This is a genomic window from Brakhagea baltica (assembly GCF_052161605.1).
Lineage (GTDB): Bacteria > Planctomycetota > Planctomycetia > Pirellulales > Pirellulaceae > JBKCUI01.
The window spans coordinates 4,072,416-4,099,414 of record NZ_CP197409.1; the positions used below are offsets into that span (position 1 = coordinate 4,072,416).

At 51.1% G+C, this 26,999-nt stretch carries 20 protein-coding genes; 18 read left to right on the plus strand and 2 right to left on the minus strand.

From position 1 onward, the window contains the following. Window positions 1–27: 27 nt before the first annotated feature. On the minus strand, window positions 28–495 hold the full coding sequence (locus tag SH449x_RS15615) for a RidA family protein (RefSeq protein WP_482377003.1): 468 nt from the start codon (window positions 493–495) through the stop codon (window positions 28–30). A gap of 185 nt (window positions 496–680) precedes the next feature. Continuing rightward, a complete protein-coding gene (locus tag SH449x_RS15620) occupies window positions 681–1,952 on the minus strand; it encodes a TCR/Tet family MFS transporter (protein WP_482377004.1) in 1,272 nt (423 codons plus the stop codon). A 513-nt stretch (window positions 1,953–2,465) separates the two neighbouring features. Here SH449x_RS15620 and SH449x_RS15625 point away from each other — a divergent pair. From SH449x_RS15625 to hypE, 18 genes are all read left to right on the plus strand, one after another. Beyond that, on the plus strand, window positions 2,466–3,767 hold the full coding sequence (locus SH449x_RS15625) for a DUF1501 domain-containing protein (protein ID WP_482381832.1): 1,302 nt from the start codon (window positions 2,466–2,468) through the stop codon (window positions 3,765–3,767). Between the two features lie 44 nt (window positions 3,768–3,811). Further along, window positions 3,812–6,229: a PPC domain-containing protein gene (locus SH449x_RS15630; RefSeq protein WP_482377005.1), complete on the plus strand. Its 2,418-nt coding sequence runs from the start codon at window positions 3,812–3,814 to the stop codon at window positions 6,227–6,229. Window positions 6,230–6,233: 4 nt separating this feature from the next. Further along, window positions 6,234–8,708, plus strand: a complete 2,475-nt coding sequence (locus SH449x_RS15635) for a DUF1549 and DUF1553 domain-containing protein (protein WP_482377006.1) — start codon at window positions 6,234–6,236, stop codon at window positions 8,706–8,708. 23 nt (window positions 8,709–8,731) lie between these two features. Next, window positions 8,732–11,182 (plus strand): c-type cytochrome domain-containing protein, encoded by a 2,451-nt coding sequence (locus tag SH449x_RS15640; RefSeq protein ID WP_482377007.1) that lies wholly within the window; start codon window positions 8,732–8,734, stop codon window positions 11,180–11,182. A gap of 262 nt (window positions 11,183–11,444) precedes the next feature. Continuing rightward, entirely contained in the window at window positions 11,445–15,002 is a 3,558-nt protein-coding gene (gene nifJ / locus SH449x_RS15645) for a pyruvate:ferredoxin (flavodoxin) oxidoreductase (protein WP_482377008.1), read from the plus strand. Then, entirely contained in the window at window positions 14,999–16,015 is a 1,017-nt protein-coding gene (locus tag SH449x_RS15650; RefSeq protein ID WP_482377009.1) for a dihydroorotate dehydrogenase-like protein, read from the plus strand. The genes nifJ and SH449x_RS15650 overlap by 4 nt, the downstream gene beginning before the upstream one ends. Beyond that, window positions 16,012–16,482, plus strand: coding sequence for a Crp/Fnr family transcriptional regulator (locus SH449x_RS15655; RefSeq protein WP_482377010.1), 471 nt, complete (start codon window positions 16,012–16,014; stop codon window positions 16,480–16,482). The genes SH449x_RS15650 and SH449x_RS15655 overlap by 4 nt, the downstream gene beginning before the upstream one ends. 5 nt (window positions 16,483–16,487) lie before the next feature. Beyond that, on the plus strand, window positions 16,488–17,627 hold the full coding sequence (locus SH449x_RS15660; protein ID WP_482377011.1) for a 4Fe-4S dicluster domain-containing protein: 1,140 nt from the start codon (window positions 16,488–16,490) through the stop codon (window positions 17,625–17,627). After that, a complete protein-coding gene (locus SH449x_RS15665) occupies window positions 17,624–18,484 on the plus strand; it encodes an FAD/NAD(P)-binding protein (RefSeq protein WP_482377012.1) in 861 nt (286 codons plus the stop codon). The genes SH449x_RS15660 and SH449x_RS15665 overlap by 4 nt, the downstream gene beginning before the upstream one ends. Before the next feature lie 2 nt (window positions 18,485–18,486). Continuing rightward, window positions 18,487–19,317: an NADH-quinone oxidoreductase subunit B family protein gene (locus SH449x_RS15670; RefSeq protein WP_482377013.1), complete on the plus strand. Its 831-nt coding sequence runs from the start codon at window positions 18,487–18,489 to the stop codon at window positions 19,315–19,317. Continuing rightward, the gene (locus SH449x_RS15675) at window positions 19,314–20,666 is read left to right on the plus strand and encodes a Ni/Fe hydrogenase subunit alpha (RefSeq protein WP_482377014.1); all 1,353 of its coding nucleotides are present in this window, start codon (window positions 19,314–19,316) and stop codon (window positions 20,664–20,666) included. The genes SH449x_RS15670 and SH449x_RS15675 overlap by 4 nt, the downstream gene beginning before the upstream one ends. A gap of 2 nt (window positions 20,667–20,668) precedes the next feature. Further along, window positions 20,669–21,139, plus strand: coding sequence for a hydrogenase maturation protease (locus tag SH449x_RS15680; RefSeq protein ID WP_482377015.1), 471 nt, complete (start codon window positions 20,669–20,671; stop codon window positions 21,137–21,139). Window positions 21,140–21,144: 5 nt separating this feature from the next. After that, window positions 21,145–21,504, plus strand: coding sequence for a hydrogenase maturation nickel metallochaperone HypA/HybF (locus SH449x_RS15685; RefSeq protein WP_482377016.1), 360 nt, complete (start codon window positions 21,145–21,147; stop codon window positions 21,502–21,504). Next, window positions 21,501–22,205, plus strand: a complete 705-nt coding sequence (gene hypB, locus SH449x_RS15690; RefSeq protein ID WP_482377017.1) for a hydrogenase nickel incorporation protein HypB — start codon at window positions 21,501–21,503, stop codon at window positions 22,203–22,205. The genes SH449x_RS15685 and hypB overlap by 4 nt, the downstream gene beginning before the upstream one ends. Then, complete coding sequence (gene hypF, locus SH449x_RS15695; protein ID WP_482377018.1) at window positions 22,192–24,558, plus strand: carbamoyltransferase HypF; 2,367 nt, start codon at window positions 22,192–22,194, stop codon at window positions 24,556–24,558. Before hypB ends, hypF begins: the two co-directional genes overlap by 14 nt. Next, a complete protein-coding gene (locus SH449x_RS15700) occupies window positions 24,549–24,803 on the plus strand; it encodes a HypC/HybG/HupF family hydrogenase formation chaperone (RefSeq protein WP_482377019.1) in 255 nt (84 codons plus the stop codon). The genes hypF and SH449x_RS15700 overlap by 10 nt, the downstream gene beginning before the upstream one ends. Continuing rightward, window positions 24,800–25,918: a hydrogenase formation protein HypD gene (gene hypD / locus SH449x_RS15705; protein WP_482377020.1), complete on the plus strand. Its 1,119-nt coding sequence runs from the start codon at window positions 24,800–24,802 to the stop codon at window positions 25,916–25,918. Before SH449x_RS15700 ends, hypD begins: the two co-directional genes overlap by 4 nt. Then, window positions 25,915–26,979, plus strand: a complete 1,065-nt coding sequence (gene hypE / locus SH449x_RS15710; protein WP_482377021.1) for a hydrogenase expression/formation protein HypE — start codon at window positions 25,915–25,917, stop codon at window positions 26,977–26,979. The genes hypD and hypE overlap by 4 nt, the downstream gene beginning before the upstream one ends. Window positions 26,980–26,999 lie beyond the last annotated feature (20 nt).

A 26,999-nucleotide genomic window follows, 5' to 3' on the forward strand; every position in this document is an offset into this window, starting at 1 on the left:
GGATCTCAAGTCCTAATTGCGCTATTTTCAGGCGCGGATCTCGAAAATCGCTTCAATTTCGACCGCGATACCGCCGGGGAGCGAGTTTGTGCCCAAAGCGCTTCGGACTCCGATTCCGTGGTCATCCCCCCAAAGATCGAGGAATAGTTGGCTGCAACCATTGATTACCGCGGGCGATTGATCGAATTCGTCCGTGCAACGAACGAGCCCGAGCAGTTTCACGACGCGAGAAACCCGATCCAGGGAGCCCAGCGAAGCTTTAAGCGTAGCCAGCATCGCCAGTCCGGTTTGTCGGGCGGCGACTTGGCCTTGTTCGACCGTCATGTCTGCACCGAGCCGCCCCGTTATCAAAGTCTTGTCACTTTTCAGGGGCCCGTGTCCAGACACGTAAGCGAGGCTACCAACGATCAAAACAGGCTTGTACAGCCCAACCGGTTTTGGCGCTGGGGGGAGCTCAAGTCCCAAGGATTGCAATTTCAATTCGACGTCGGTCATTGTGCCAGTCCTCTTAGTTTGATTTAGTTTTGCAGATACGATAAGTAATCAAAGATACCAATCAAATCTTGATTGTAACCCCCACTCTATCTTTATCTTTAAGACATTGCCCTTGATGGGCTGCTAGCTAGTGACGGAAGATGAAGATTCGGCCACCATAAAACTCACCGTTGATGGAGGAGAGGTCAGCGTGGAGCGTATGGCTCGCCAGCTCTCTTCGGGACAACTAAAAATGCAAGCAACATAGCGAACATTAAACAAATACAGGCGAGCGCGAACGGAGCTCCTTGCCAGAAATCGCTCCGCTCGGGAGCTCGCGACCATCGAAACACTAAGGCGTACATCCCCGGGCCGATCAACCCAGCTAACCCCATGATCGAGCTATTGGCACCAGATAGTCTGCCTTGATCCAGTGGTCCAATCTTAGAAGACATAACTCCACTAAGCGAGGATTGGAAGAAACCCATCAACGCGAAAAAGATGGTGGAGTAGAAAAAAGTTGAACCGTCCCGAGCGGCAGAGTATGCGGCAAAACCAAGTATCCCTCCCGTCAATCCTACGAACACGAGAATCCGTTCTCCAAATCGCTTGACCGCAGGACGCACTAGCCCTCCTTGCACGATCATGTTCAATATGCCTACCGTCCCGAGTGCTAAACCTACTTGATAAGGCTTCCATCCAAAGTAGGTGTCGGTATAGATCACAAAAACGTTTTGGAAAGCAAGGTGCGCTAATTGGTAGGAAAGCAAGATTAAGGCCATGGGGAGCAATCCCTTGGCAGACAGAAGCAAACGCAGAGAGCCGAGCGGATTAGCCCTAGCCCAAGAAAAGGGTCTACGTTTTTCTTTAGGTAGGGACTCTGGCAATATAAAGTAGCCGTACATCCAATTGGCGATCGTCAAGGCTGCTGAGACCCAAAAGGGAAGCCGCAGGCTGATCTCGCCGAGAAATCCTCCCATAATCGGTCCTAAAACAAATCCCACACCGAATGCTGCACCGAAGAGCCCGAAGGCTGCCGTGCGTCGCTCGACCGGTGTCACATCAGCCAAATAAGCCTGTGCAGTAGAAAAGCTCGCTGCCGTGATGCCGGTGATGATTCTCCCAACCAAGAGCCACCACAGGTTCGGTGCAATTGCAAGCAATATAAAATCGAGCCCAAGTCCAAAAGCGGATACAAGCAAAATAGGCCGCCTCCCGAACTTGTCCGATAGAGCGCCAATGATGGGAGAGCAAAAAAACTGCATCAACGCCCACAGGGTACCAAATAGACCTATGTAATAAGATGCAACGCGTTCATCACCACCCACCAACTCCTTGATCAACTTTTGAAGCACGGGAATGATCAATCCCAGCGAAAGTACATCGAGAACAACGGTGATCAGAATAAATGCTATCGCCGCGCGACGTGGCCCCTTGGTCGGCGAGTTAGATTCGGACTGTTGAGAATCGGACTGCATTTATTCGGCCTGCTAGCTCGCGTTGAAAAAGTCACCATGCGATGATCTCGCAAAACGACAGAGGCGTGCATTAATGTTAGGCTGCCGCCAACAATTCTCTCGATTCACCGAAAGCCACCGTCGCGGGTGCCATAATATCGCCAATCTGGCAGCACTTCGACGGCTGTTTGGCAACACGGCTCTAGAAAGCTAACCATTCCTTCGCAACCCAACAAAACGGTCTTGGTGAACAATAAGACGTCCTAATATCGCTTGATTTCTGTCCGAAGCCAAGAAATTTTCGAAATCATGAATTGCTTTGGGTACTACTTGGACCCTGGGGGCATTATACTAGATGTGCCCGTCGGATGGATCACGGTACGCGATCTGTCTGTCCTCCCACCTCGACATGGTATGCCTGGACGTCTTTGACCCTACCCTGATTATCAAAGATTGAGCATGTCCTAAATCGCCTGTTACTCGAGTCATTTTTTTCTTACAGAGTCACAATCCATTTCACGGAGAATTATCGTGATGCGATGTCTTGGAAATCCGCTTGGACGCCGTGGTTTTCTTACTGTTGGAGCTCTCGGCGGGCTCGGACTTTCTATGGGCGATCTGTTTCGATTGCAAGCCCGAGCCGACCAAAAGCACTACGACTTTATCGACGCGAAAGCCGATAGTGTCATCCACGTTTTCTTGCCCGGAGGAATCGCTCACCAAGAAACGTTCGACCCCAAGCCCTACAGCCCGCTCGAGTATCGTGGCGAACTGGGAACGATCAAAACCAAGACCGGCGAGGTTTTTAGCGAAACCGTTCCGCGACTGGCTGCTCTGGCGGACAAGTTCAGCGTGATTCGCTCGGTGACTCACGGCGAGGCGGCCCACGAACGTGGCACCCACAATATGTTTACTGGTTACAAACCGTCACCGGCTCTCGTCTTCCCGAGTTTTGGTTCGGTGATTAGCCACGAGTACGGACCTCGCAACAATCTGCCCCCCTACGTCGCGGTCCCCAATGCGGCCAACGAATACGCGGGGACCGGTTATCTGAGTTCTTCTTACGGCCCATTCGCCTTGGGAGCCGACCCGGCTAACAACGGATTCCGCGTTCAAGACTTAAGTCTCCCGTCCGGCGTGGACATGACTCGTTTTGAGCGTCGTCGTTCGGCTCTCGATGCCGTTAATGCCCACTTCAATTCGAAACAGAATGCGGATGCGATCGATGCGATGGACACCTTTTATCAGCGTGCTTACTCCTTAATCAGCAGCGAAAAGGCGCGAGAAGCGTTCAATATCGATGCGGAGGATGCAGCTCTTCGCGATCGATACGGTCGCAACACTGCGGGACAAAGATTGCTTATGGCAAGGCGATTGGTCGAGGCAGGCGTTCGATTTGTCTCGGTGACCTACGGTGGTTGGGACATGCACAATCAGATCTCGGCCGGTATGCGGCGCGATATGCCTGCTCTCGATCAGGGGCTAGCGACGCTCATGGAAGATTTGGAATCCAGAGGCTTGTTGTCTCGAACGCTCATTCTCGTCAGCAGCGAGTTTGGTCGTACTCCGAAAATCAACAATGAAGCAGGGCGGGATCACTGGCCCAAGGTTTTCTCAGTGATGATGGCCGGAGGAGGAGTAAAGGGTGGTCTGATCCATGGGTCCTCTGATGCGACCGCTACGGAGCCAGAGTTCGACCCTGTCACCCCAGAGGATCTTGCGACAACCATGTATCACTTGCTGGGTATCGTGGCGGATAAAGAGCTGATGGCACCAGGGGATCGGCCCGTCGAGATATGCGATGGTGGCGAGTTGATCAAAGATATTCTTGCGTAGATTCTTACCACTCGCATGATCCACTAGGACAGAGAAGTAATTTTATGGCTAGCCTGATCAGGTTTTGTTTCGGTACTGCGCTATGTGCGTTTTTTTCGAGTTTGGTAACCGCTGGTAATCCCGACGTCGTCAATCTTTCTATACCTGGATTGCAGCGGGGGACTACGGGGGAAGTCTTCTTCGCGGGTGCACGGATCGGTGACGCGAATGCTGTCCTATTCTTTACGCCGGGGATCACAGCACGAGACGTGACCAAGATCGACGCGAACCAAATCAAGGCAACGATCGACGTATCTGCTGACGTGAAGCCCGATTTGCACCCCTTTCGCATTGTCACTGACACAGGGATCAGCAACATCCGATTGTTCGGTGTATCGGACTTGCCAATTGTGGCTGAGGTCGAGCCGAACAGTGAATTCGCATCGCCGCAGCCAATCCCTATGAACTGTACGGTGCAAGGAGTGGTTAAAGGCGAGGACGTAGACTACTTTGTAGTGGAACTCAAAAAAGGGGAGACCATGCATGTCGAGCTCGAGGGGCTACGACACTCCTATATGTATAATTTTTTCGACCCCTACATCGCAATCTACGACGAAAAACGTTTCGAAATCGCCGCTAGCGACGATTCCATTTTTCTTCAACAAGACTGCTTGGCTGCGATTACCGCCCCCGAGGATGGGAAGTATATCATCGAAGTTCGCGAGAGCAGTTTTGGAGGCAATGATTCCTGTAAATACCAGCTACATGTCGGCCATTTCCGTAGACCGATTGCGATTTTGCCGTCTGGTGGCCCCCCAGGTCAACCACTGACCGCAAAGTGTATTGATGTTCTCGGCAACGAATGGGAGGAAACGTTTACCGTTTCGGAGACTCCCCAAGAAGCTTATCCAATATGGTCCGAATTGGATGGGTTGCGTTCCCCCTCTCCGAATTGGATCCGTGTGAACGAACTGACCAATATTGTTGAGCAGGAACCGAACGGTGATCACAACAAAATCGAATTGGTTCATACCATACCAGCAGCGTTCAATGGCGTGCTGCAATCAAAGGGTGATCGCGACTTCTTCGTTTTCGAGGCCAAGAAAGATCAGCAAATCGAGGTGAGGGTTCATGCTCGTTCCCCGCTTCGTTCACAAGTTGACCCGGTCTTGCAGATTTGGAAGGTAGGTGGAGGCGTTCTCGCCGGCAACGACGATAGCGGTGGACCTGATAGCTACTTGTCGTTCAAAATTCCGGAGGATGGAAAGTATGCCATCTGCGTCTACGATCACCTGGGTAATTATGGAAAGCATTTCGTCTATCGGGCTGAGGTAACACTCCCCACGCCGGGCGTAGAACCATCCGTCGTAGAACAAGAGCGATACGTGTCGCAGGTTGTTAACGTCCCTCGTGGTGCGCGAATGGCGGTGGAAGTCAACGTAGCCCGTCGCAATATCGGTGGAAACGCCTTGTTGGAAGCAATCGATCTACCACCGGGAATGACTCATGCGGAAACGATTTGCTCGGCAGACCAAGCCAAGGTGACGATGCTTTTCCGTGGGGAAGAGGCCGCGACCAATGCTGGCAAGCTCGTAGACTTTACAGCCACGATCGAACCATCGGCTGAGCAAAAAATTGTCGGACGGTTAAGGCAAAGAACCCAGCTTGTTCGAGGACAAAACAATGTTGATGTCTGGGGGACAACAAGAGATCAGCTCGCTGTCGCCCTCATCGATCCAGCACCATTCGATATCGAGGTTGTGCAACCACAAGTTCCGTTGGTTCGCAATGGATCACTCGCATTGACGGTGAACATTACTCGCAAAGAAGGATTCGACAAACCTGTAACGGTTTCTATGCTAGGGACACCCCCCGGTATCGGTGCGGCCACATTCACCATCCCGGGAGATCAGTCGACCGGTCTGATGCAACTGACGGCCAATGGTGGTGCTCCGATACGAGAATGGCCACTAGTTTTGATGGCTTCTACAGATGTCGGTTACGGTCCCATTCAAGTCGCAAGCGAATTCTTCAAGCTGAGCATCATGGAACCACTCTTTGAATTCCAGTTCGCGAAAACAATGGCCGAACAAGGCAAACCTGTGGATGTTGTCGTCGGCGTCAAACTAAAGAGACAGGTCGAGGGGGAGGTAGAACTGGAGATACTCGGTGTGCCGCCAGGAACCACGGCGACTACTCCCAAGCAGCCCGTCCCCGCCGATGCGGAACGTCTGGCATTTACCATCGATGTTCCAGCCGACACGCGGGCTGGCAACTATAAAACCATCGTCTTTCGCGGGACGGTGACAAGCCCACTCGGAGTGATAACACAAGTCAACGGGAATGCAGAAATGCAAATCGATGTTCCGATCGTCGTCGCAACTCCCGACCCTACGCCAGCAACGGCAGTCGAAACACCTCCCGCCAACACGACCAAGCCACTAACTCGGCTGGAACAACTTAAACAGCAACGAGGCAAATAGACAAATGAAATCTTATATCCTAGCCTGTTGGGTTTGTGTTAACTTACTCGGTCTGAGTGGTGCTCAAGAACCAACGAATTCGGACCCTCGGCCTACAGATCCTGTCAGTGAAGCATCGAGCAATTCGGAATGGATAGAACTGACGGTTTATCCTCCATCCATCAAGCTGTCGTCTAAGACGGATTCTCAGCATGTCATCGCGGTCGCGACTCGCAAGGATGGCGTCACCATGGACGTTACCGATCAGGTCTCTTGGACGTTCGATAACGATTCCCATGTCGAATGGAATGAATTCGTCGTCTCGCCAAAGGCTGACGGATCCAGCCGATTGACCGCTGCCTGGAATGAAATGAGCTCCGGATGCGATATCACTGTAACCGACTCGGAAACGGTGCGTCCGATTCACTTCGAAAAGGATATTATGCCGATCTTGACCAAAGCGGGATGTAACTCCGGTTCGTGCCACGGTGCCGCTCGAGGCAAGGATGGATTTCAGTTGAGTTTGTTCGGTTACGACCCTATGGGGGACTATCATCGAATCACCAGAGAGATTGGAATTCGTCGCATCAATCTGGCAGTCCCCGAGCAAAGTCTGCTTCTGTTGAAGGCGATTGGTGCCGTCCAGCACTCGGGTGGAAAGAAAATTGAACCTGGTAGCAAACATTACGAAACATTGCTTACGTGGCTAAAAGGTGGGGCAGTTCCTGATGCGGCTCGAGCACCGATCGTAACATCTGTTGAGGTCTATCCAACACAAGCGGTTCTCGAGGGCGCCGACAAGTCACAAAGACTAGTAGCCAAAGCCAAGTATGCCGATGGTACCGAACGAGATATATGGGATCTCGCTACTTTTTCTACAAACAACGAGCTCACTGGTGCCGTTTCGGAAGCAGGTGAAGTCACCAGCGGTGTACGTGGTGAAGCATACGTCTTCGCACGCTTTGACACGCACACCGTCGGGAGCCAGATTCTCGCTTTGCCGGAGGGCCTGAGCTACAAAGCTCCTGAACAGGCCGGGAATTACATCGATGCATTGGTCAAGGAAAAGCTTCAGAAGTTAAGGCTTCCTGAGAGCGAATTGTGTAGTGACGAGGATTTCGTACGTCGCACCTCCATCGACATTGTTGGTCTGCTACCGACCGAAGAAGAGACGGTTCAGTTCGTAACGAGTACCGATGCAGATAAACGATCGAAGTGGATCGACACGTTGCTCGATCGCAAGGAATTCAGCGAGATCTGGGCTATGAAGTGGTCCAATCTTTTAATGATAAAGAGCAATAACCAAGTGAGCTATAAGGCCGCTTATCTCTATTACAACTGGCTTACCAATAAAATCGCCGCTGATACACCCATCGACCAAATCGTTCGTGAGCTGGTTAGTGCAACAGGTGGGACATTCGAGAACCCTGCGACTAATTTTTATCAAGTCGAGTTGGACCGACTCAAGCTCTCGGAGAATGTAGCTCAAACCTTTATGGGGATTCGAACGCAATGCGCCCAATGTCATAATCATCCTTTCGATCGCTGGACTATGGGTGATTACTATGGGTTTGTCGCGTTCTTCGCCCAAATCGGTCGCAAACAAGGGGAAGACTATCGACAACTTGTGGTCTTCAACGCTGGCGGTGGAGAAACCAACCATCCTGTTGGAGGAGCGGTGGTTAAGCCCAAGTTTCTTGGTGGAGAAGTTCCAGACGTCGCGGGCAAGGATCGTCGTCAAGTTCTCGCCGATTGGATCACTAGTCAGGATAATCCTTACTTTGCTCAAAGTATAGCGAATCGGATTTGGGCACACTTTACTGGGGTGGGAATCGTCAATCCTGTCGATGATTTCCGGGCGAGCAATCCGCCTAGCAATCCCGAACTTTTAGATGAGTTGGCCAAGCGATTGGTGGAGTACAAGTACGATATCAAGCAGTTAGTTCGCGACATTTGCAATTCGCATACTTATCAGCGGTCTTGTACGCCGGTTCCGGGGAATGAAACGGATACAAGAAACTATTCTCATGCCACAGTTCGTCGTATTCCAGCCGAGAATTTGCTCGACTGTATTTCTCAGGCGACCAATACCAAGGACAAATTCCGTGGACTACCGCAAGGAGCCCGAGCCGTTCAGATTGCGGATGGAGCTACCAGCAACTACTTTTTGACTTCATTCGGACGTAGCCAACGTACAACGGTCTGCGAAGACGAAGCGACTACCGATCCATCCTTGTCGCAAGCTTTACACCTCATCAACGGTGATGCGACCGGTGGCAAAATTAATAGCGGGGGGCTCCTCAAAACCTGGAAGGACCAAGGGCTCAGCCAACATCAGATCATTGAAAGGATCTACATGCGTTGCCTTTCTCGCGCTCCGACTGAGTCGGAAACAGCCAACCTCTTAAAATCAATCGCGGAGTCACCCAACGAAGATCAAGGATTGCAGGACGTGTTCTGGGCTGTTCTTAACAGCCGCGAATTCATCTTCAATCATTAGACTACTGCTTGGAATTGAATCACATGTTTACTAAAAGACTATCGATTCTATGTCTCCTCGGGATGCCCTTTGCGGCCAATGCTGATGAGCCCACTAAAGTGACGTTTGATGACCATATCAAGCCGATCTTTCGCGAGCACTGCACTTCATGTCACAACGTGAATGAAAAGAAGAGCGGCCTGGCTCTCGATACGTATCAGTCGACGATGGAGGGAGGGAGTTCTGGAGAGGTCGTTTACGAGGGAGATCTCGATTCGTCTCGGCTGTACGCATTGACGGCCCACTTGGAGCAGCCGTACATGCCACCTAATCAAGATATGATTCCGCAGGTCAAGGTGGACTTGATCAAACAGTGGATCGAGCAAGGCATGCCCGAGAATAGTGGCTCGGAAATCAAAAAGCCCAAGGCGAACTCGATGGCGTTAGCCGTTGTAGTTGGCAGACCCGAGGGAGCCCCTCCTATGCCCAAGACGATACTAAAGCAAACCCCGTTTGCAACCGAGCGGGCAGCCACCACCTCCGCGATTGCCGCGAGTCCTTGGTCCCCTCTCGTAGCGGTCGCCGGCCAGATGCAAGTGTCACTCTACCACACTGAGACCGGTGAACTGCTGGGCATTATTCCTTTCCCCGAGGGAGAGGTCTATTCCATTACGTTCTCCCGAGATGGGCGTTTGATTTTACTCGGAGGTGGTCGTCATAGTCACAGTGGTTTGGCTGCATTGTATGAAATCGAAACCGGCAATCGAATCGCTAAGGTGGGGGATGAGCTGGATGTTGTTCTCGGGGCTGACATTAGCGATGACAACACCTTGATCGCCATAGCTGGACCACAAAAAATGGTTCGCGTTTATGACACGCTAACCGGCGAATTGAAGTTCGAACAAAAGAAACATACAGATTGGATTTATACAGCTCGGTTTAGTCCGGATGGATTATTGCTTGCGACAGGAGACCGTAGCTCCGGGCTCGTCGTTTGGGAAACTCACACTGGCCGACTATATATGGATCTCCAAGCCCACAAGGGTGAGATTCGATCGATCACTTGGCGTCCGGATTCCGCTGCATTAATTAGCAGTTCCACAGATGGTACTCTCAAGATGTGGGATATGAATAATGGAAACGTTATCAAATCCTGGGATGCTCACCCAGGCGGAGCATTGGCGGTAGCAACATGCAACGACGGCACCATCGCATCAACGGGACGCGATAACAAAGTCAAAGTCTGGGACGCAGGCGGGAATCTCGTCGCCGAAATGCCGGCCTTGGTCGAGGCTGGTCACCAGGTTGCCATATCGGTCGACAGCAAGCAGGTGATCGCGGGAGATTGGGCGGGCAACGTCCGATTATGGCAACGGGCCGATCCTACCAACGAGAAAGCCTTGCGAGCAAACCCCGCACCCTTAGAGGAGATTCTTTCCAAGCTTTCAGCGGAACAAGATAACTTGTCGCAATTGGTGCAAACTCTGATGCAGCGATATCAATCGGAGACGTCCCAGCAAGCAGCATTGCAGCAGCAGTTACAAAGTTTGCAGGCTGAGGTGGCACAACTCCAATCAGATATCCAAGCCTCTACTTCAGAACAAAACGAATTGAAGCCCATCGTAGAACAACTCGATGCAAAGGGAGAGTCGAAGAAAACCGAACTTGCCTCAACTCTCGCTTCTGTAAAAGCGAAGCGTGGCGCGCGCGACTTGGCCGCTCGGAATTTGAAGGAGTTCGAAACTCAGCTTGAGATGTTGATCGCAAAGGGAAAAGCGGAGGGTGAAGCGGAGGAAGCTATCCAATCTAAGACTCTGGAAGTACGAACCCAGTGCGAAATCCAAAGAGTGGCGATGGGCATTTTTGCGTCAGAGCTACAACCTTTGGAGCAATCTGCTGCCAAACAAGAAGAAGAGTTGGCAACGTTGAGTCTGGAACTCGATCCCAAGAAGATCAAGCTCTCGGAATTAGCTGCGAACTTAAAACAATGGACCGAACAACTTGCTGAAAAGGAAAGGCAGATCGAGCCCACCATGGTGGCCTTAACGGCGGCCGTCGATAAAGCTAACGCAACTAAGGCGGAGCTAGAACAAGTTCAAGCGAATCTCGCGGTGGTTCAGGAGAAAGTCCAATCTGTGCAGTCGGATCTTTCTGCATTCGAGAATCGACTAGCCGAGTTAACTGCCACTCAAGAAGCCTATCGAGAATCGATGGAGAGTCTGAATGCGCGGCTTGCACCGGTCGAAACCGATCTCGCATCCAAAATGAAGGAGTCAGAAGAGCTCGCCAAAAGACTTAGCCAACTGGAAACCCAAATTGCCGAGATGCAAAAACAGCTTGCAGAGGAGAAAGCAAAGAAGGAATCGACCTCAGCGACGGTAGCTGCCCACAAGGATACCGCTGCCTCGATGAAAGAGGAGCAACAAAAAATCGAAGCTGATGCAGCATCGCTGCAAGTGCAATTAGACCTTTTCCGGCAAGCATTCCAAAAGTAGCGGTAGAAATAACTATTTCGCGATCTCTTACGTCACACCAATACAGGGGTGGTGTGCAGTTTAAGCACACAGCTCCTGTTGTTCGTCTCAGCTTTTGCATGGTGTGATTTCTAATATCGCTTAATTGTGTCGCAGTTACTCTCTCTCGACACAAATCTTCTGATTTCTCGGGTCTCGGGAACAGTAGTTGCGATTCTGATGTAATCCGTAACAAGAGCTTGCGTTTTACAACCTCTTCGGCATGCCCTGTAAGGATCGAACCGTGAAGGCGCGAACAGCGACAATCGATGGAAATGAAGCGGTAGCCCGAGTGGCTTACGCCTTGAGTGAAGTGATCGCAATCTACCCAATTACTCCCGCGACACCCATGGGGGAGTGGGCGGACGAGTGGTCATCGCGCGGTGTGAAGAATTGCTTTGGCGATGTGCCTCACGTCGTGGAAATGCAAAGCGAGGGAGGAGCGGCGGGCGCTTTGCATGGTGCACTCCAGGGCGGAGCACTCGGGACCACCTTTACCGCCTCCCAGGGATTGTTGCTTATGATCCCGAATATGTTCAAGATCGCTGGCGAACTCACTCCCACCGTTATCCATGTGGCGGCGCGAGCGGTCGCGACTCATGCGCTTTCCATTTTCGGCGATCATAGCGACGTGATGACGGTCCGCAATACTGGCTTTGCCATGCTGGCCTCTGCTTCGGTCCAAGAAGCTCATGACATGGCCTGCGTTGCCCATGCAGCATCACTCAAGGCTCGCATTCCTTTCCTGCATTTCTTCGATGGTTTTCGCACCAGTCACGAGATCAACAAAATCTCCCTCTTGAGCGAAGATGATATTCAGAGCATGATCGATCGTGAGGCTCTGTCGGAGCACCGCGCCCGGTCGCTCGATCCGAATCGTCCCGTGCTCCGAGGTTCCGCACAGAACCCCGATGTCTTCTTCCAATCTAGAGAAGCTGTTAACTCGTTCTATGATGCGTTACCTGCAATCGTTGAAGCCCAATTCGAACAACTGGCTCAACTCACTGGCCGGTCTTACCAACCTTTCGAATACGAAGGGGCATCCAATGCAGAACAAGTGATCGTCATGATGGGATCAGGCTGCGGGGCAGCACGAGAAATGGTGAGGCAACTTAACGCCGATGGTAAGAGTGTAGGTTTGCTCAAGGTTCGCCTCTATCGCCCCTTCGATTCTGTGCGATTCATCAAGGCACTGCCCGAGTCTGTTCAGCAACTTATTGTACTGGATCGGACTAAGGAACCGGGAGCGGTGGGTGAACCACTCCTTCTCGATGTATATGCGTCCCTGGCAAGAAGCTGGAAGGAGATCCATTCAACGCCGGCCCCGACGGTATTGGGGGGGCGCTACGGATTGGCTTCTAAGGAGTTCACACCCGCTATGGCGCGAGCCGTCTTTGAGAATGGATGGAGTCAGCATCCAAAACGTGAGTTCACAGTGGGTATTCGCGATGATGTAACTCATTTGAGTTTGCCATGGGATGAATCCCATCACGACGAGTCCTCTCATGTGAAAAGGGCCGTGTTCTTTGGCTTGGGGAGTGACGGCACGGTAGGAGCTAACAAAAACTCCGTAAAAATTATCGGAGAAGAGACCTCGTTGCATGCGCAAGGTTACTTTGTCTATGACTCTAAGAAGTCGGGTTCGACCACGATATCGCATTTGCGATTTAGTCCTGAGCCAATCGACTCGACCTATCTCATACGGCAAGCCGGCTTCGTAGCATGCCATCAATTCGATTTGCTTTTTCGTATGCAAGTTATGGATGTGGCAGCTTTCGGAGCCACCTTCTTGCTCAATAGTCCCTATCCGGCTGATTCTGTATGGGAACAACTGCCTATCAATGTGCAGCAAGCGATCCGGGAAAAGGAGCTTCGACTTTTCGTCATTGATGCCAATCGGCTTGCAACTCAGTCGGGTCTGGCTGGGCGCATCAATTCGATTATGCAGACCTGCTTCTTTGCTTTAGCGGAGATATTCCAGCGAGAACAAGCTATAGAGCATATCAAGAACGCGGTTCGCAAGACCTACTCCAAGCGAGGTGAGGCGATTGTAGAGCGAAATCTCGCTGCGATCGATGCGTCGCTGGAAGCGTTGTTCCCAGTTACCATTCCTCCACTCAACGACTCAACAGAGCCAATATCACGGGAGGAAGAAGAGTCGACAGAACCGGTCAATCGGATTGCGAAACTGATCATGCAAGGTCATGGCGATTTGCTACCTGTCAGCGCCTTGCCAATCGATGGGACCTTTCCGACCGGCACATCAAAACTCGAGAAAAGAAACATCGCAGCAAAGATTCCCATCTGGGATAGCGACATATGCACCGAGTGTGGTCTATGTTCACTCGTTTGCCCGCACGCTGCGATTCGTTACAAACTCTACGACTCGGGAGCATTGGATTCTGCTCCATCGACGTTCCGATTCCGCGAGAAGAAAACGAGCTCCGGCTCGGTGCAAATTAGTACGATCCAAGTCGCACCGGAGGATTGTACCGGTTGCGGAGTATGCGTTGATGTTTGTCCGGCCCGTAATAAACAGATTACGAAGCGGAAAGCCATCAATATGGAGCCAAAGGGAGATCATCTCGATACGGAAAGGGACAATTTCCAATTCTTCTTGGATTTGCCTGAAGCAGAACGAACCGAGGTAAAGTCCGAAACGGTAAAAGGCTCTCAGCAGTTGCTACCTCTGTTTGAGTTCTCCGGTGCATGTGCTGGTTGTGGAGAAACACCCTATCTCAAGCTGATGAGTCAGCTTTTTGGTGATCGATCGGTTGTAGCGAATGCGACCGGATGCTCCTCTATCTTTGGTGGTAATTTACCTACGACTCCTTGGACGAAGAACGCGGACGGTCGTGGTCCCGCGTGGGCCAACTCTCTTTTTGAAGACAATGCGGAGTTTGGGCTGGGAATTCGATTGGCGATGGATGCCAATCAGAGTCGTGTTCGAGAACTTCTCAACCAAAATCGCGATAGGCTTAATACCGACTTGGTCGACCAAATACTTACTGCTTCGCAATCCTCGGAGGCGGAGATCGCTCACCAACGAGAACGGGTTTCAAAGCTGAAGTGCGCTTTGCAAAATTCGACTTGTTCCGATGCGATCGAGATTGCTCAACTCGCGGATTGCTTGGTGAAGAAGAGCATGTGGATCGTCGGGGGTGATGGTTGGGCATACGATATCGGTTTTGGAGGACTCGATCATGTTTTAGCGACTGGCGCTAACGTCAACATTTTGGTCTTAGATACCGGTGTTTATTCGAACACTGGCGGGCAAGCCTCCAAGGCGACACCTCGAGCTGCTACGGCAAAATTTGCGTCGCAGGGGAGGAATGTGCACAAAAAGGACCTCGCCATGATCGCGGTTTCTTATGGCACAGTGTATGTGGCACAAATTGCGATCGGCGCCAACCCTGCGCAAGCGGTCCGAGCGTTTCACGAAGCAGAATCGTTTGATGGGCCATCGTTAATACTTGCTTATAGCACGTGTATTGCTCACGGTATCGATATGACCAAATCCATGTCCCATCAAAAGGATATTGTCAAATCAGGATTGTGGCCGTTGTTCCGATACGATCCGAGATTAGCCCATTCTGGTTCGCATCCCTTTATGTTGGATAGTCATGAACCGAGCATTCCCTTCCGTGAGATCGCACAAAAAGAGGCTCGATTCGCGATGTTAGCCCAGTCCAATCCTGAGCAATCGAATCGACTTATCAATCTGGCTCAACAGGATATCGACGATACGTGGCATTGGTACTCACAAATGGCCTCTATTGAGAGAGAATACGCGCACGAATGAAACCCAATCTCGAAGTTAAATATTTAGGCTTGAAGCTAGCCAATCCGATTGTTGCATCGTCTTCACCCCTGACGGGCAATCTCGATTCGCTTCAGGAACTCCAATCGGCGGGAGCGTCGGCGGTCGTGCTTCCCTCGTTGTTTGAAGAGCAAGTGGAGCACATCGAAATCGAGCTCGCTAATCTCTACGATTATCAGAGCGACTCACATCTGGAGTCGTCGGGTTACTTTCCTGAGATGGATTCGTATAACACGGGACCGACGCGTTATCTCGAACTTATCCGCACAGCGAAACGTTCCCTCTCCATCCCGGTCATCGCGAGCTTGAACGGCTCCAGTCGTGGGGGTTGGGTGCGATATGCGCAGACGATCGAGGATGCTGGGGCGGATGCGATCGAACTCAATATCTATTCGATCCCCTGCGAGCGTGAGATCAATTCTATGGACCTCGAAACCGACTACTGCAAGCTGGTGGAGGATTTAAGGTCACGGATCAGTCTTCCGATTGCAGTGAAAATCGGCCCTTACTTCACGTCGATCCCATCGTTCGCGGAAGCCTTAGTCGATTCTGGTGCCGATGCATTGGTACTGTTTAATCGATTCCTCGCCCCGGATATCGATTTTGAAACGTATTCCTTTCAGCCAACGTTGGAGTTAAGCGAACCGAGCGAGTTGCGTTTAACTTTACGTTGGCTCGCCATACTATGCGATCAAATCTCTGTTTCATTGGCAGCAACCGGTGGCATTCATTCGGCAGAAGATGCCATAAAAGCACTTTTGGTAGGTGCCGACGTAACAATGATGGCTTCTGCACTGCTCAAAAACGGTGCGACTTACGTACAAAAAGTGCTTCAAGACATGGAGAGTTGGCTGATCAATAACGAATACAGTTCGCTACATCAATTGCGAGGGAGTATGAGTTGGAATCGATGCTCCAATCCAGACGATTTATTACGGGCCAACTATCTGCGGACCTTGACCTCCTATACGCATGTGAAGAGGGGCAAGGCGTGAAGGAACTAGCCGATCAGGTTCACGGCACGATGCTCGAATCCTTTCTAGGAGATCAGTACCTGGGGGACTTCCTGTCTAACGGTGCGATCTTATCCTGCGAAAGCGGGGAATTGCTTTTCAAAGAGGGGGAGCGAAACGAATCCACTTACATCGTCGTGAAGGGACAGGTTGAATTGTTTATGACCATACCAGGGCGAGGCGAGAGTCGCATTCTAAGCTTAGGGCGTGGGGATTTGGTCGCTTGGTCAGCAATCACAGGTGATGCCACGATGACCTGCTCTGCGCGTTGCTTGCAACCAACGACCTTACTGCGATGGAAGAGTCAAGACATTCATGATCGTATGCAAGCGGATAAGGAATTCGGATTCCGATTCATGAGGTTAACGGCTGCTGTCCTGGCAAAGCGTTTGGTCGCAACGCGGCTTCAACTGCTCGACCTATTCTCTGTTCCCGCGATACGGAGATAGCAAGCGTGACTACGATCCCACCATCACACACAGATACTTTCGTTTCCAAACAGTACTGGCCTCATGAGACCTTGGGCAAATTTATCGATCAGCTCCGTCATGATGGCTATACGGTCATCGGTCCAAAGGTCGATCAAGGTGCGATCGTATACGAAGAGATTGAACGTTTGGACGATCTACCGATGGGGGTGACCGATCAGCAAGCTCCTGGATCGTACCGATTAAACCAGACGAATGAGCAGCGTTATTTCGAGTATGCGGTGGGTCCGCACTCTTGGAAAAAGTTTTTGTTTCCACCGCGAGTTCCTTTGATGGAAACCAAGCAGACTCCGGATGGATGGGTTATGCAAGACATACCTCAACAGCCGACTAAGTTTGCTTTCCTCGGTGTTAGAGCGTGTGAGTTGGCTGCCATTGCTATTCAGGACCGAATTTTTCTCTCGCAGTCTTATACAGATCCGACTTATGAAGCTCGCCGACGTGATAACCTGATCGTCGCGTTAAATTGCACCTCCGCAGCAGATACCTGCTTTTGCACTTCGATGGGGACAGGACCTCGGTGCACGAATGGATTCGATATCGCGCTGACAGAGATTGATGGTGGGTTTTTAGTCGAGGTGGGATCGGACCTTGGTAGCCAGATTTTGAATGGTTTACCTAGCGAAAACGCCACCGACGAGCAAATCCGTGAAGCCGAAGTTGCGAGGCAGAAGCCCTTGCACCAAATCACACGGCGAATCGATACGGAGAATCTCAAGGAGAAATTGCTCGAGCGGATCGAGAGTCCCCGCTGGGATGACATCGCGTCTCGTTGCCTGGGCTGCACCAATTGCACATTGGTATGTCCCACTTGTTTTTGCCATTCGGTTGAAGAGGTTACCGATTTGACGCAAGATCGGATCGTGAGAGAGCGGCAATGGGACTCTTGTTTTAATCTCGCTTTCTCGCATGCTGGAGGAGGTTCTGTTCGCAACGATATTCGATCCCGTTATCGACAGTGGATGACACACAAGCTTGCGTACTGGATTGATCAATTCGGTACTTCGGGATGTGTAGGCTGTGGACGCTGTATTACTTGGTGTCCTGTTGGAATCGATCTGACGGCTGAGGTGGCGCAATTGATCGAGGGTGAGGTGACAGCATGAGTACTGTTCCCTCGACATCACGCCAAGTGGGTAATTTTTGGAGCTCGCACGTTGCGGTAATCGACGAGATTCGTCGCGAAACCGACGATGTAGCGACTTATCGGATTCGATTTCAAAATGAAAACCTTGCAGAGAGCTACCGATTCTTGCCAGGTCAATTCAACATGCTTTATGTTCCGGGGTGTGGTGAATCTGCCATCAGTTTCTCCGGTGGGACAGATGGCAGCGACATGCTGCACACGATTCGCTTTGTGGGGCGAGTGACTAATGCGATCGCCAACCTTAAAGTCGGCGATCCAATCGGTGTTCGCGGACCTTTTGGGGTGGGGTGGCCTGTTGAAGCGTGCCGGGCGGGTGATGTTATCCTCCTCTCGGGCGGGCTGGGACTAGCTCCCTTGCGACCGATGATTTATGAGTTGATAGCCAATCGTTCGCAGTATGGATCGGTTACGCTTCTTCATGGTTCTCGTTCGCCAGATCAACTACTTTTTGGTGACGAGATTGCAGAATGGAAACGGAGTGGCATCGATATTCAAATAACCGTCGATCGTGCCGACGACGAGTGGCAGGGATCCGTCGGTGTCGTCACAACATTGCTTGACCGTTTAAACATCGAAGATCCGAGCAATACCGAAGTTCTGATCTGTGGTCCCGAAATCATGATGCACTATTGTGCGATGAATTGTTTAGATCGATCCATAGGCGACCAATCAATCTGGCTGTCTATGGAACGAAATATGCAGTGTGCAGCTGGACTATGTGGTCACTGCCAGTGGGGAGAGACATTCGTTTGTCGCGATGGTCCTGTGTTTCGCTTTGATGCGATTCGTCATCTATTTCGATGCAGGGATCTTTAATCATGCAAGAAGTCATCATGCCGGAAAACACCCACAAGCCGACCCTCGCAGTAATGAAGTTCGCTTCATGCGATGGTTGTCAGTTGACCATCTTGGATATGGAAGATGAGCTATTGGCTATTGGCGAATTGGTTCAAATCTCGCATTTTGCAGAAGCTTCAAGCTGCCTGATGCCAGGTCCTTACGATTTGACTTTGGTGGAGGGATCGATAACGACGCCTGAGGACAAAGAGCGAATTATAAAACTGCGTGAAGTATCGCGTGTTTTGGTAACCATCGGCGCATGTGCTACCTCGGGTGGAATCCAAGCCCTAAGAAACTTCGCCAATCACGACGACTTTATGAAAGCGGTCTACGCAAGGCCCGACTACATCGAGACCTTGAAAACCTCCACTCCGATTTCCGATCACGTGCATGTCGATTTCGAGTTAAGAGGCTGCCCGGTGGACAAACAGCAACTGTTAGAAGTGCTTTTGTCTTTGATTGCAGGACGTGCTCCCCGAACATCGACCGAGAGCGTTTGTCCGTCATGCAAACGTCGTGGAACGGTGTGTGTGGTTGTGGCTCAAAACTTAGCATGTTTGGGGCCGGTGACGCAATCAGGATGCGGTGCCATCTGTCCAGCGTACGATCGCGGTTGCTATGGCTGCTTTGGTCCGAGTGTGCAACCAAACCTAGTAAGCCTCGGCAATCATGCGAAAGATCAACAAGTTGATCAGACCGTAGTGTCCTACCTAAGAAGCTTTAATGCCAATACCGTTCCCTTCTATGAAGAAGCTAACCGGTTGAGTGCAAGCAGTACCCCGAACGTAGAAAGTGAGGCTTCACAATGAACGATTCTGCGAACGATTCTGTAAAGCCTCGCAATATTCACGTTCCCATTCTTACAAGGGTGGAGGGAGAAGGTTCCCTTTACGTCAAGATTCGGGATCGCCAGATCGAAACGGTTCAATTAGCCATCTTTGAACCTCCTAGGTTGTTCGAAGCAATGTTGAAAGGGCGACCATGCGAGGAGGCTCCGGACATCACCGCCCGTATTTGTGGTATCTGCCCGATTGCCTACCAAATGACGGCGGTTCAGGCGCTCGAACAACGGTACGGCATCGAAGTGCGACCGGAAATACGCTCGTTGCGGCGGCTAATGTATTGTGGAGAGTGGATTGAAAGCCACGTACTCCACGTGACTATGTTACAAGCCCCCGATTTCTTTGAGCTAGATAGTGGTTTGGAATTGGCCAAGCTATTTCCGGACGAGGTGAAACGCACGTTGCGAATGAAGAAAATAGGTAATCGACTTCTAGAAGTGCTGGGGGGAAGAGCCATTCATCCCGTGAACCTTGCAGTAGGTGGCTTTTATAGATTGCCCAAACGTGAAGAACTGCGAGAGTTGATCCCTGACATGGAATGGGGACTGCAAGCGGCCATCGACACTGCAAAATGGGTTGCGGGCTTTACCTTTCCGACTTTTACACAACCCTACGAATATGTTGCCTTGTCACGACCGGACGAGTATGCCATCCTCGATGGGAAAATCGTTTCTTCTGCGGGACTAGCATGCAACGTCGACGAGTATGAAGCAAACTTTCGTGAGGAACAAGTTCCCCACTCTACTGCTTTGCACTCCAAACTAATACCGTCAGGCCACTCCTACTTCGTGGGGCCTCTCGCCCGAATCAATCTCAACCGAGAGCAGCTATCACCGATCGCCAAGGGGCTCGCTGAATCGTTATCGTTTCCAAAGAACTGCATCAATCCTTACATGGGGATTGTCGCTCGGGCTATTGAGGTCGTACATGCTTTTGAAGAAGGGTTAGAACGAATCCGCATCTATAAACCCCTTGCTGAGTCTCGCATAATCCCCAAAAACGATTACTCAGGTGAAATCAAATCGCTCGGTACGGCAAAAAGACTATCGGGATGTTCTGCAACCGAAGCTCCTCGAGGAACGATCTATCACCGTTACGAAGTGGATGAGAGCGGCAAGATCTTATTTGCGAAGATTGTGCCTCCAACGTCCCAGAATCAATCGCAGATAGAGTCCGATTTGAGGGGACTGCTGAGTGAGATTATCGATCAAGATGATAACTCGATTGCTATCCAGTGTGAGCGTCTAGTACGAAGCTATGATCCATGCATTAGCTGCTCAACGCACTTTCTCAAACTACACGTGGATCGGAGTTGATTATGGAGAGCTGCAATAAAAATCAGGTCCCCGTCGGACTAGTGTACGGAATCGGCAGTCCAAATGGTGATGATCAAGCTGGCTGGAAGGTAATTGAAAAGCTACAAAGTCGTTTGCCGCGAGGTTGGCAAGCGAAGTCCGGTTTGGTTCCTTTGGATTTACTAAACCATCTAGAGGGTGTCGAGCATTTATATGTTATTGATGCGTGCGAAGCCAGTGATCCCGCCGGCACGTTGCACAACTGGAATTGGCCGACCGAGGAGATCGCCTCGGTACCCCTTTCTACTTCCCACGACTTTTCGCTGAGTATGACCCTCGAACTGTCTTCAACTTTGGGTTTACTTCCCAAAGATGTAAAAGTTTGGGGTGTCGTTGGCAAAAACTTTTGCCCTGGCGACAGCTTTAGTTTGTCAGATCAGGATTTAGTCAACGTAGTCGAATTCATTGAGCAAACGATTAGAGATAGGGTTTAATATTCATGCACGAAACATCTATAGCCACCACAATCTGGGAGCAAATTCGAAACGTCGAAAAGTCTAATCCAGGCTATGAAACGAAGCGAATCAAGATTGAAGTCGGAGCGTTTTCTGGTGTCGAGACCAATATGCTGGCTGATGCACTGGAGGTGATCATCCAGAATGATCATCGTTCCGATGTTGAACTAATCTTAAACGAGGTCAGCTTAGTGGTAAAATGCGAAGGCTGCCGAGTAGAATTTCCCGTCTTAGATTTCCATTTTGAGTGTTCTGTTTGTGGCTGCAAACAGCTTAAAATGATCGACGGGGATGCGATACGACTCATGCATTTGGATCTGCAATCAAAGGAAACTTGTCAGTGATAGATACGAACACAATTGTACATCGACGTGTGACAGTAAGACGAGATGTACAGCTCGAAGCCAGGCAGGATGCGTTAGCGGAGCGGCAGCGAATGGCCAGCCGTGGTACTTTCGTTGTCAATATTGTGTCTTCACCCGGCGCGGGGAAAACCTCGCTCTTGGTCGAAACCGCAAAGTACTGGGCCGGTACCTACTCGGCTGCTGTTTTGGTGGGGGATTTAGAAACTGATCGCGACGCCGAACGACTCGCCCCTTGGATGCCGGCTGCTCAGCTAACGACAGGTGGTGCATGCCATCTTCAACTATCGTTAGTCAAGCGAGGGCTCGAAGCGTTAGGTGATCCGCAAGTGGATTTCCTTTTCATTGAAAATGTTGGCAATCTTGTGTGCCCTGCATCCCATGATTTGGGCGAACATCTTCGCGTTGTCGTACTCAGCGTCACAGAGGGAGACGACAAACCTGGCAAGTATCCAAAGATGTTTCGTTCGTCTCAGTCGCTTGTCATTTCTAAGCTGGATTTGCTGCCATATGTACCGTTTTCGATCGAGTCAGCTATAGAGGATGCCCATTCCATCCAACCTGACATGGAGGTTGTATCGGTGAGCTCTCTGTCTGGCGAAGGAATCGCCGAGTGGTGCAGGTTTTTGGAGACGCGTCGAAAGAACTATCTCGAGACATTAGCCGACAATGCATCCCATTGAGATCCCCTCAAACCTTCGCATTGCCAAGCGTTTTTTAATCAAAGGATCGGTCCAAGGGATAGGCTTTCGGCCTGCTTTGGCGCGGCTTGCATCTTCTCTGAACTTAACAGGCACAATCGCTAATTCCTCTCAAGGAGTAGAGCTCTATTTGGAAGGTGAAGAGTCTGATCTGGAGACCTTTGCCAATCAGTGCATGCAAGAGTGTCCCATACCAGGCCGGGTGCAACAATTTGTTAGTCAGTCGGCAGAGCTTGTTCAGACTCAAGAATTGCGTTTACTTGATTCTCACGAAGCGCTTTCCCTCGGGACTCAGATCCCTGTCGATCGTGTATGCTGTGCAGCGTGTCAGGGCGAGGTATTGAGCCATGAAAATCGTCGCTTCTCTTATATGCTCAATGCATGTAGTGAATGTGGCCCTCGCTATACTATCATTCGACGAATGCCCTTTGAACGCATTAGAACAGCCTACCAGCCCTACGAAATGTGCGAGGCTTGTCGGGCCGAGTATGTTGACCCGTGCGACCGTCGCTATCATTCCCAGGGAATTGCCTGCGCGAACTGCGGTCCCCAGTTTCAACGCTTGGAGCAAGCGATCAAGCTGTTAAGAGATGGTAACATTGTCGCAATCAAAGGTGTCGGTGGATATCAGCTCATCGCTGATGCAACGAATCAGCAAGCCGTTGAGGATCTGCGAGCAAGAAAGGATCGTCTGGAGAAACCCTTTGTGGTTATGGTTGCAGGAATCGATCAGGCGCGTCAATTAGCTCGCTTGACATCGGCGGAGGAAAGCGAATTGGTTTCGATGGCGGGGCCCATTGTTTTGGTGGACATGCCGCCGACGATCGATACAGAGTTTGGCAAAGAGCTCGACGCACTCGACGGATTGCGACCTCTAGCGTATGAGTCCATAACGCGTGGGCTAAAGAGTATCGGGTTGATGCTTCCCACAACACCTCTGCACCACTGGCTAGTAACCTCGGCAGGTCCGCTGGTTGTTACCAGTGCGAACGTAGAGGGAGATCCCATTGTGATCAGCGACCGTGAGATGGCCGAAAGTCATTTGGTTCGTCCCGACCAAATCTTGACCCATAATCGTGAAATCTTACGACAGGCTGATGATAGCGTGGTCCGAGTGTTGGCGGGGCAACCAAGAGCCATTCGACTAGGTCGAGGTATGGCGCCATTGTGTCTCGCTATGGATGGATTCGAGGGTGTCGGTAGCATTCTCGCAGTAGGTGGGCATCAGAAAGTCGCGATCGCCTTTACCAATGGGTATCAGTGCGTACTCGGACCTCATATTGGTGATATGGGAGGTGTCAAGTCGCGAGAGAGGTTCATGGAGCATGTGAAGGATCTGCTAGATTTGTACGGCTGCACTCCAGATCTTATCGTTCACGATCTGCATCCGGACTACTTTACTACACAGTGGGCAACCGAATATGCGAAATCCAAAGGAATCAAGGCACTGGCCGTGCAGCATCACCATGCTCATCTAGCAAGTGGTGCATGGGAAGCGGGCTGGATTGATCGCCCGTTTCTCGGTATTGCTTGGGATGGTTCTGGTTACGGTACTGACCAAACCGTATGGGGTGGTGAAGCCTTTCGCGGTCAGGTTTCTCATTGGGATAGGGTTGCTTCGCTCGTACCATTCGTTTTGCCTGGTGGGGAAGCTGCTATTTACGAACCAGACAGAATCGCAGAGTCACTTCTTTGGCAAACCTATGGTGATACCGTACCGATCGAATCTCTCGGGATCGATCGCGGGATGATCCATAAGATGATCCGTCAACGCGTCCATTCACCAACAACAACTAGCGTCGGTCGTTTATTTGATGGAGTGGCCGCTTTAGTCTTCGGTGGTTCAGCGAAAAGAAAATCTAATCGAGTCGGTTATGAAGGGCATTGGGCTATGCTCTGGGAATCGCTTTGCGATGGTGATACCAAAAAGCAAATCGCCTCCGATGAAGGAGCGGGGAAAAACTACCCGATGCCCTTGATACCGCCCGATATGTCAAACCAATCTATGCAATACCAATGGGATTGGCGTCCAATGATTAAAGATATCGTCGATGATATACGGAGACACGCTTCGCCGTCGAGCATATCGTTCCAATTTCATCGCACGCTAGCACACGCGTTAGTTTCGTTGGTAGATTGCGTTGCAGTGCAACCGTTGTTGCTGTCTGGGGGAGTATTTCAGAATAAAGTTCTAGTGGAAATGGTTGGAGAAATTTGCGACTCTCGAGGTATAGAATGGTTTCTACCTAGCAAGATACCTTTCAACGACGGTGGTTTAGCGGCGGGCCAGCTTTTGATGGGGCTACTGCAGAAAAGGGGGCAGTTATGTGTTTAGCGATACCAGGACAGGTGATCCGTTGGCACCAACGAGAAGCACCATTCTGCGAAGCGGATGTGATGTTTATGGGAATTACCCGACGTTGTAATCTCTCGTTTGTGCCTGAGGCGAAAGAAGGGGATTATGTAATCGTGCATGCTGGGGTTGCTATCAGCCTCATCGATTCCGCACAAGCAGAGCGTACATTATCGGAACTCGAAAAATGGGACGCAATCGATGATTGGTCGGAGGCCGCCTCGTGAAACATGTAGACGAGTATCGTGATAACGAATTGTCCTTGCGACTTTTGGATCAAATTCGCCAGGCCGCGACCAAACGATGGTGTTTGATGGAGGTTTGTGGCGGGCAAACTCACTCGCTCCTTAAGCATGGTATCGATGAAGCGTTAAGGGACATCGTGCAACTATTGCATGGACCGGGATGCCCCGTATGTGTAACGCCAGAGAGCTCGATCGATGGTGTGGTGGCGTTATCTAAGCAACCAGATGTGATTGTGGCTAGCTTTGGAGATATGCTGCGAGTTCCCGGCACAGGAGAGAGTTTGTTACAAGCAAAAAGTGCAGGTGCCGAGGTTCGGATTGTTTATTCTCCGCTAGATGTATTGAGGATCGCTAAGGAGAACCCGCAGAAAGAGGTGGTGTTCTTCGCCGTTGGATTTGAAACTACGGTTCCCGCGACCGCTCTGGCGGTTCAGCAAGCGGCTAGTCTTAGCCTAACAAACTTTAGTTTGTTGGTTTCACACGTGAGGGTTCTGCCTGCGATGGAGTTGATTGTGGGACAAGACGATTGTGGCGTAGACGGTTTTCTAGGTGCAGGACACGTCTGCACTATTACAGGATTCGAAACGTATCATGAGTTCGCAAAACGATATCAAAAGCCAGTTGCCATAACTGGTTTCGAGCCTGTGGATCTCCTCCGAGGGTTACTGGCCTGTATTGAAATGCTCGAGCGAAAGCAGCCCGAGGTCATCAATACTTATGAGAGGAGTGTGCAGCCCGACGGTAATACCGCAGCCATGCGATGCATTCAAGATGTTTATGAAGTGGTCGATAGCCCATGGCGAGGGCTAGGTATGATTCGAGGTGGCGGCTTCGATTTAAAACCGGAATACCAGCGATTCTGTGCGAAGAAAAAATTCTCGTTACCCATTTTGGCTCCAACTAATATCGACTTACAAGATCAACCGCAGTGCATGAGTGGTAGTGTTATGACAGGGCGCATTCGACCCAGTGACTGTCCCCATTTCGGAATAGGATGCACGCCCGAGGGTCCCATGGGAGCTCCCATGGTTTCGAGTGAGGGTGCATGCAGCGCCTACTATCGGTATCGGCTAGAGAGGAATCCCGCCACATCATGAACGAGTCTTTGATAGGTCAGTGCCCTGTTCCGGTAGAAAGCAATGGTGAGGTTGTCACATTGGCCCATGGTGAGGGAGGGAGAGCAACGCGGGAACTACTAGAGAAGCGAATCTTACCTTGGCTCACAGGTTTCTCGGGTGATGCCTTAACAGATTATCGCACCGACGCGGCTTACCTGGATGCCGGCGGTAAGTCTCTGGCGTTTACCACCGATTCGTACGTCGTATCTCCCTTAGTCTTTCCAGGAGGGGATATCGGTACGCTTGCCATCTTCGGTACTTGTAACGATCTGAGCATGATGGGAGCGGAGCCAAAATGGATGAGTGTCTCCTTGATCATTGAAGAGGGGTTGTCGCTCGCGCAGCTGGAGCGAATTGTAACGAGCCTAGCGAAATCGGCATTCGAGGCCGGGGTCAAAGTTGTTACCGGCGATACCAAGGTCGTCCCGAGAGGTTGTGCTGATGGCTTTTTTATCAACACCTCTGGTATAGGGGTACTGCGGGGAGAGCGACTTGGGGGAGGAGAAAAGCTTCAGCCGGGTGATAGAATTCTGGTCACCGGTCCGATTGCTCAGCACGGTTTAGCCATTTTGGCAGCTCGAGAAGGATTCGGAATCGATGGGGAAATCCAAAGCGACTGCGGTTTACTTTGGCCGGCTGTCGAAGCCTTGCTCGCGGCGGGGATCGCGATTCGAGCCATGCGGGACGCAACGCGGGGCGGGGTCGCGGGAGTGCTTCACGAGTGGGCCCGTGACTCTGGGCATAGTCTGGTGATTGATCAATCGAGGATTCCGTTGACGGATTCGGTGCGTGGGATGAGCGAGTTGCTGGGGCTCGATCCTCTGATGATTGCCAACGAGGGAACGATGCTAGTGGCCGTCGCGGAGTCCGAGGCTGCGAGAGCTGTGCAGGTACTTCGCAAGGTGCCTATAGCCCAGCGAACGGAACAGATAGGTGAGGTAAAGTGTAGAGCGTCCGTACCGGTAGCGGTCATTCGTTCGCTAGGTCGGCAGGTCCCACTCGATGAATCGAATCATGCATTGCTGCCGAGAATATGTTAAAAAAAAACCGTGGAGAGCTT

What these genes read in the sequence shown, in the direction of transcription:
- SH449x_RS15665 (WP_482377012.1), top strand. Translation starts at nt 17,624, where the DNA reads ATGAGTACTGTTCCCTCGACATCACGCCAAGTGGGTAATTTTTGGAGC.
- SH449x_RS15620 (WP_482377004.1), bottom strand. Translation starts at nt 1,952, where the DNA reads ATGCAGTCCGATTCTCAACAGTCCGAATCTAACTCGCCGACCAAGGGG.
- SH449x_RS15635 (WP_482377006.1), top strand. Translation starts at nt 6,234, where the DNA reads ATGAAATCTTATATCCTAGCCTGTTGGGTTTGTGTTAACTTACTCGGT.
- SH449x_RS15615 (WP_482377003.1), bottom strand. Translation starts at nt 495, where the DNA reads ATGACCGACGTCGAATTGAAATTGCAATCCTTGGGACTTGAGCTCCCC.
- SH449x_RS15625 (WP_482381832.1), top strand. Translation starts at nt 2,466, where the DNA reads ATGCGATGTCTTGGAAATCCGCTTGGACGCCGTGGTTTTCTTACTGTT.
- SH449x_RS15650 (WP_482377009.1), top strand. Translation starts at nt 14,999, where the DNA reads ATGAAACCCAATCTCGAAGTTAAATATTTAGGCTTGAAGCTAGCCAAT.
- hypE (WP_482377021.1), top strand. Translation starts at nt 25,915, where the DNA reads ATGAACGAGTCTTTGATAGGTCAGTGCCCTGTTCCGGTAGAAAGCAAT.
- SH449x_RS15670 (WP_482377013.1), top strand. Translation starts at nt 18,487, where the DNA reads ATGCAAGAAGTCATCATGCCGGAAAACACCCACAAGCCGACCCTCGCA.
- SH449x_RS15700 (WP_482377019.1), top strand. Translation starts at nt 24,549, where the DNA reads ATGTGTTTAGCGATACCAGGACAGGTGATCCGTTGGCACCAACGAGAA.
- SH449x_RS15685 (WP_482377016.1), top strand. Translation starts at nt 21,145, where the DNA reads ATGCACGAAACATCTATAGCCACCACAATCTGGGAGCAAATTCGAAAC.
- SH449x_RS15675 (WP_482377014.1), top strand. Translation starts at nt 19,314, where the DNA reads ATGAACGATTCTGCGAACGATTCTGTAAAGCCTCGCAATATTCACGTT.
- SH449x_RS15680 (WP_482377015.1), top strand. Translation starts at nt 20,669, where the DNA reads ATGGAGAGCTGCAATAAAAATCAGGTCCCCGTCGGACTAGTGTACGGA.
- hypF (WP_482377018.1), top strand. Translation starts at nt 22,192, where the DNA reads ATGCATCCCATTGAGATCCCCTCAAACCTTCGCATTGCCAAGCGTTTT.
- SH449x_RS15630 (WP_482377005.1), top strand. Translation starts at nt 3,812, where the DNA reads ATGGCTAGCCTGATCAGGTTTTGTTTCGGTACTGCGCTATGTGCGTTT.
- SH449x_RS15640 (WP_482377007.1), top strand. Translation starts at nt 8,732, where the DNA reads ATGTTTACTAAAAGACTATCGATTCTATGTCTCCTCGGGATGCCCTTT.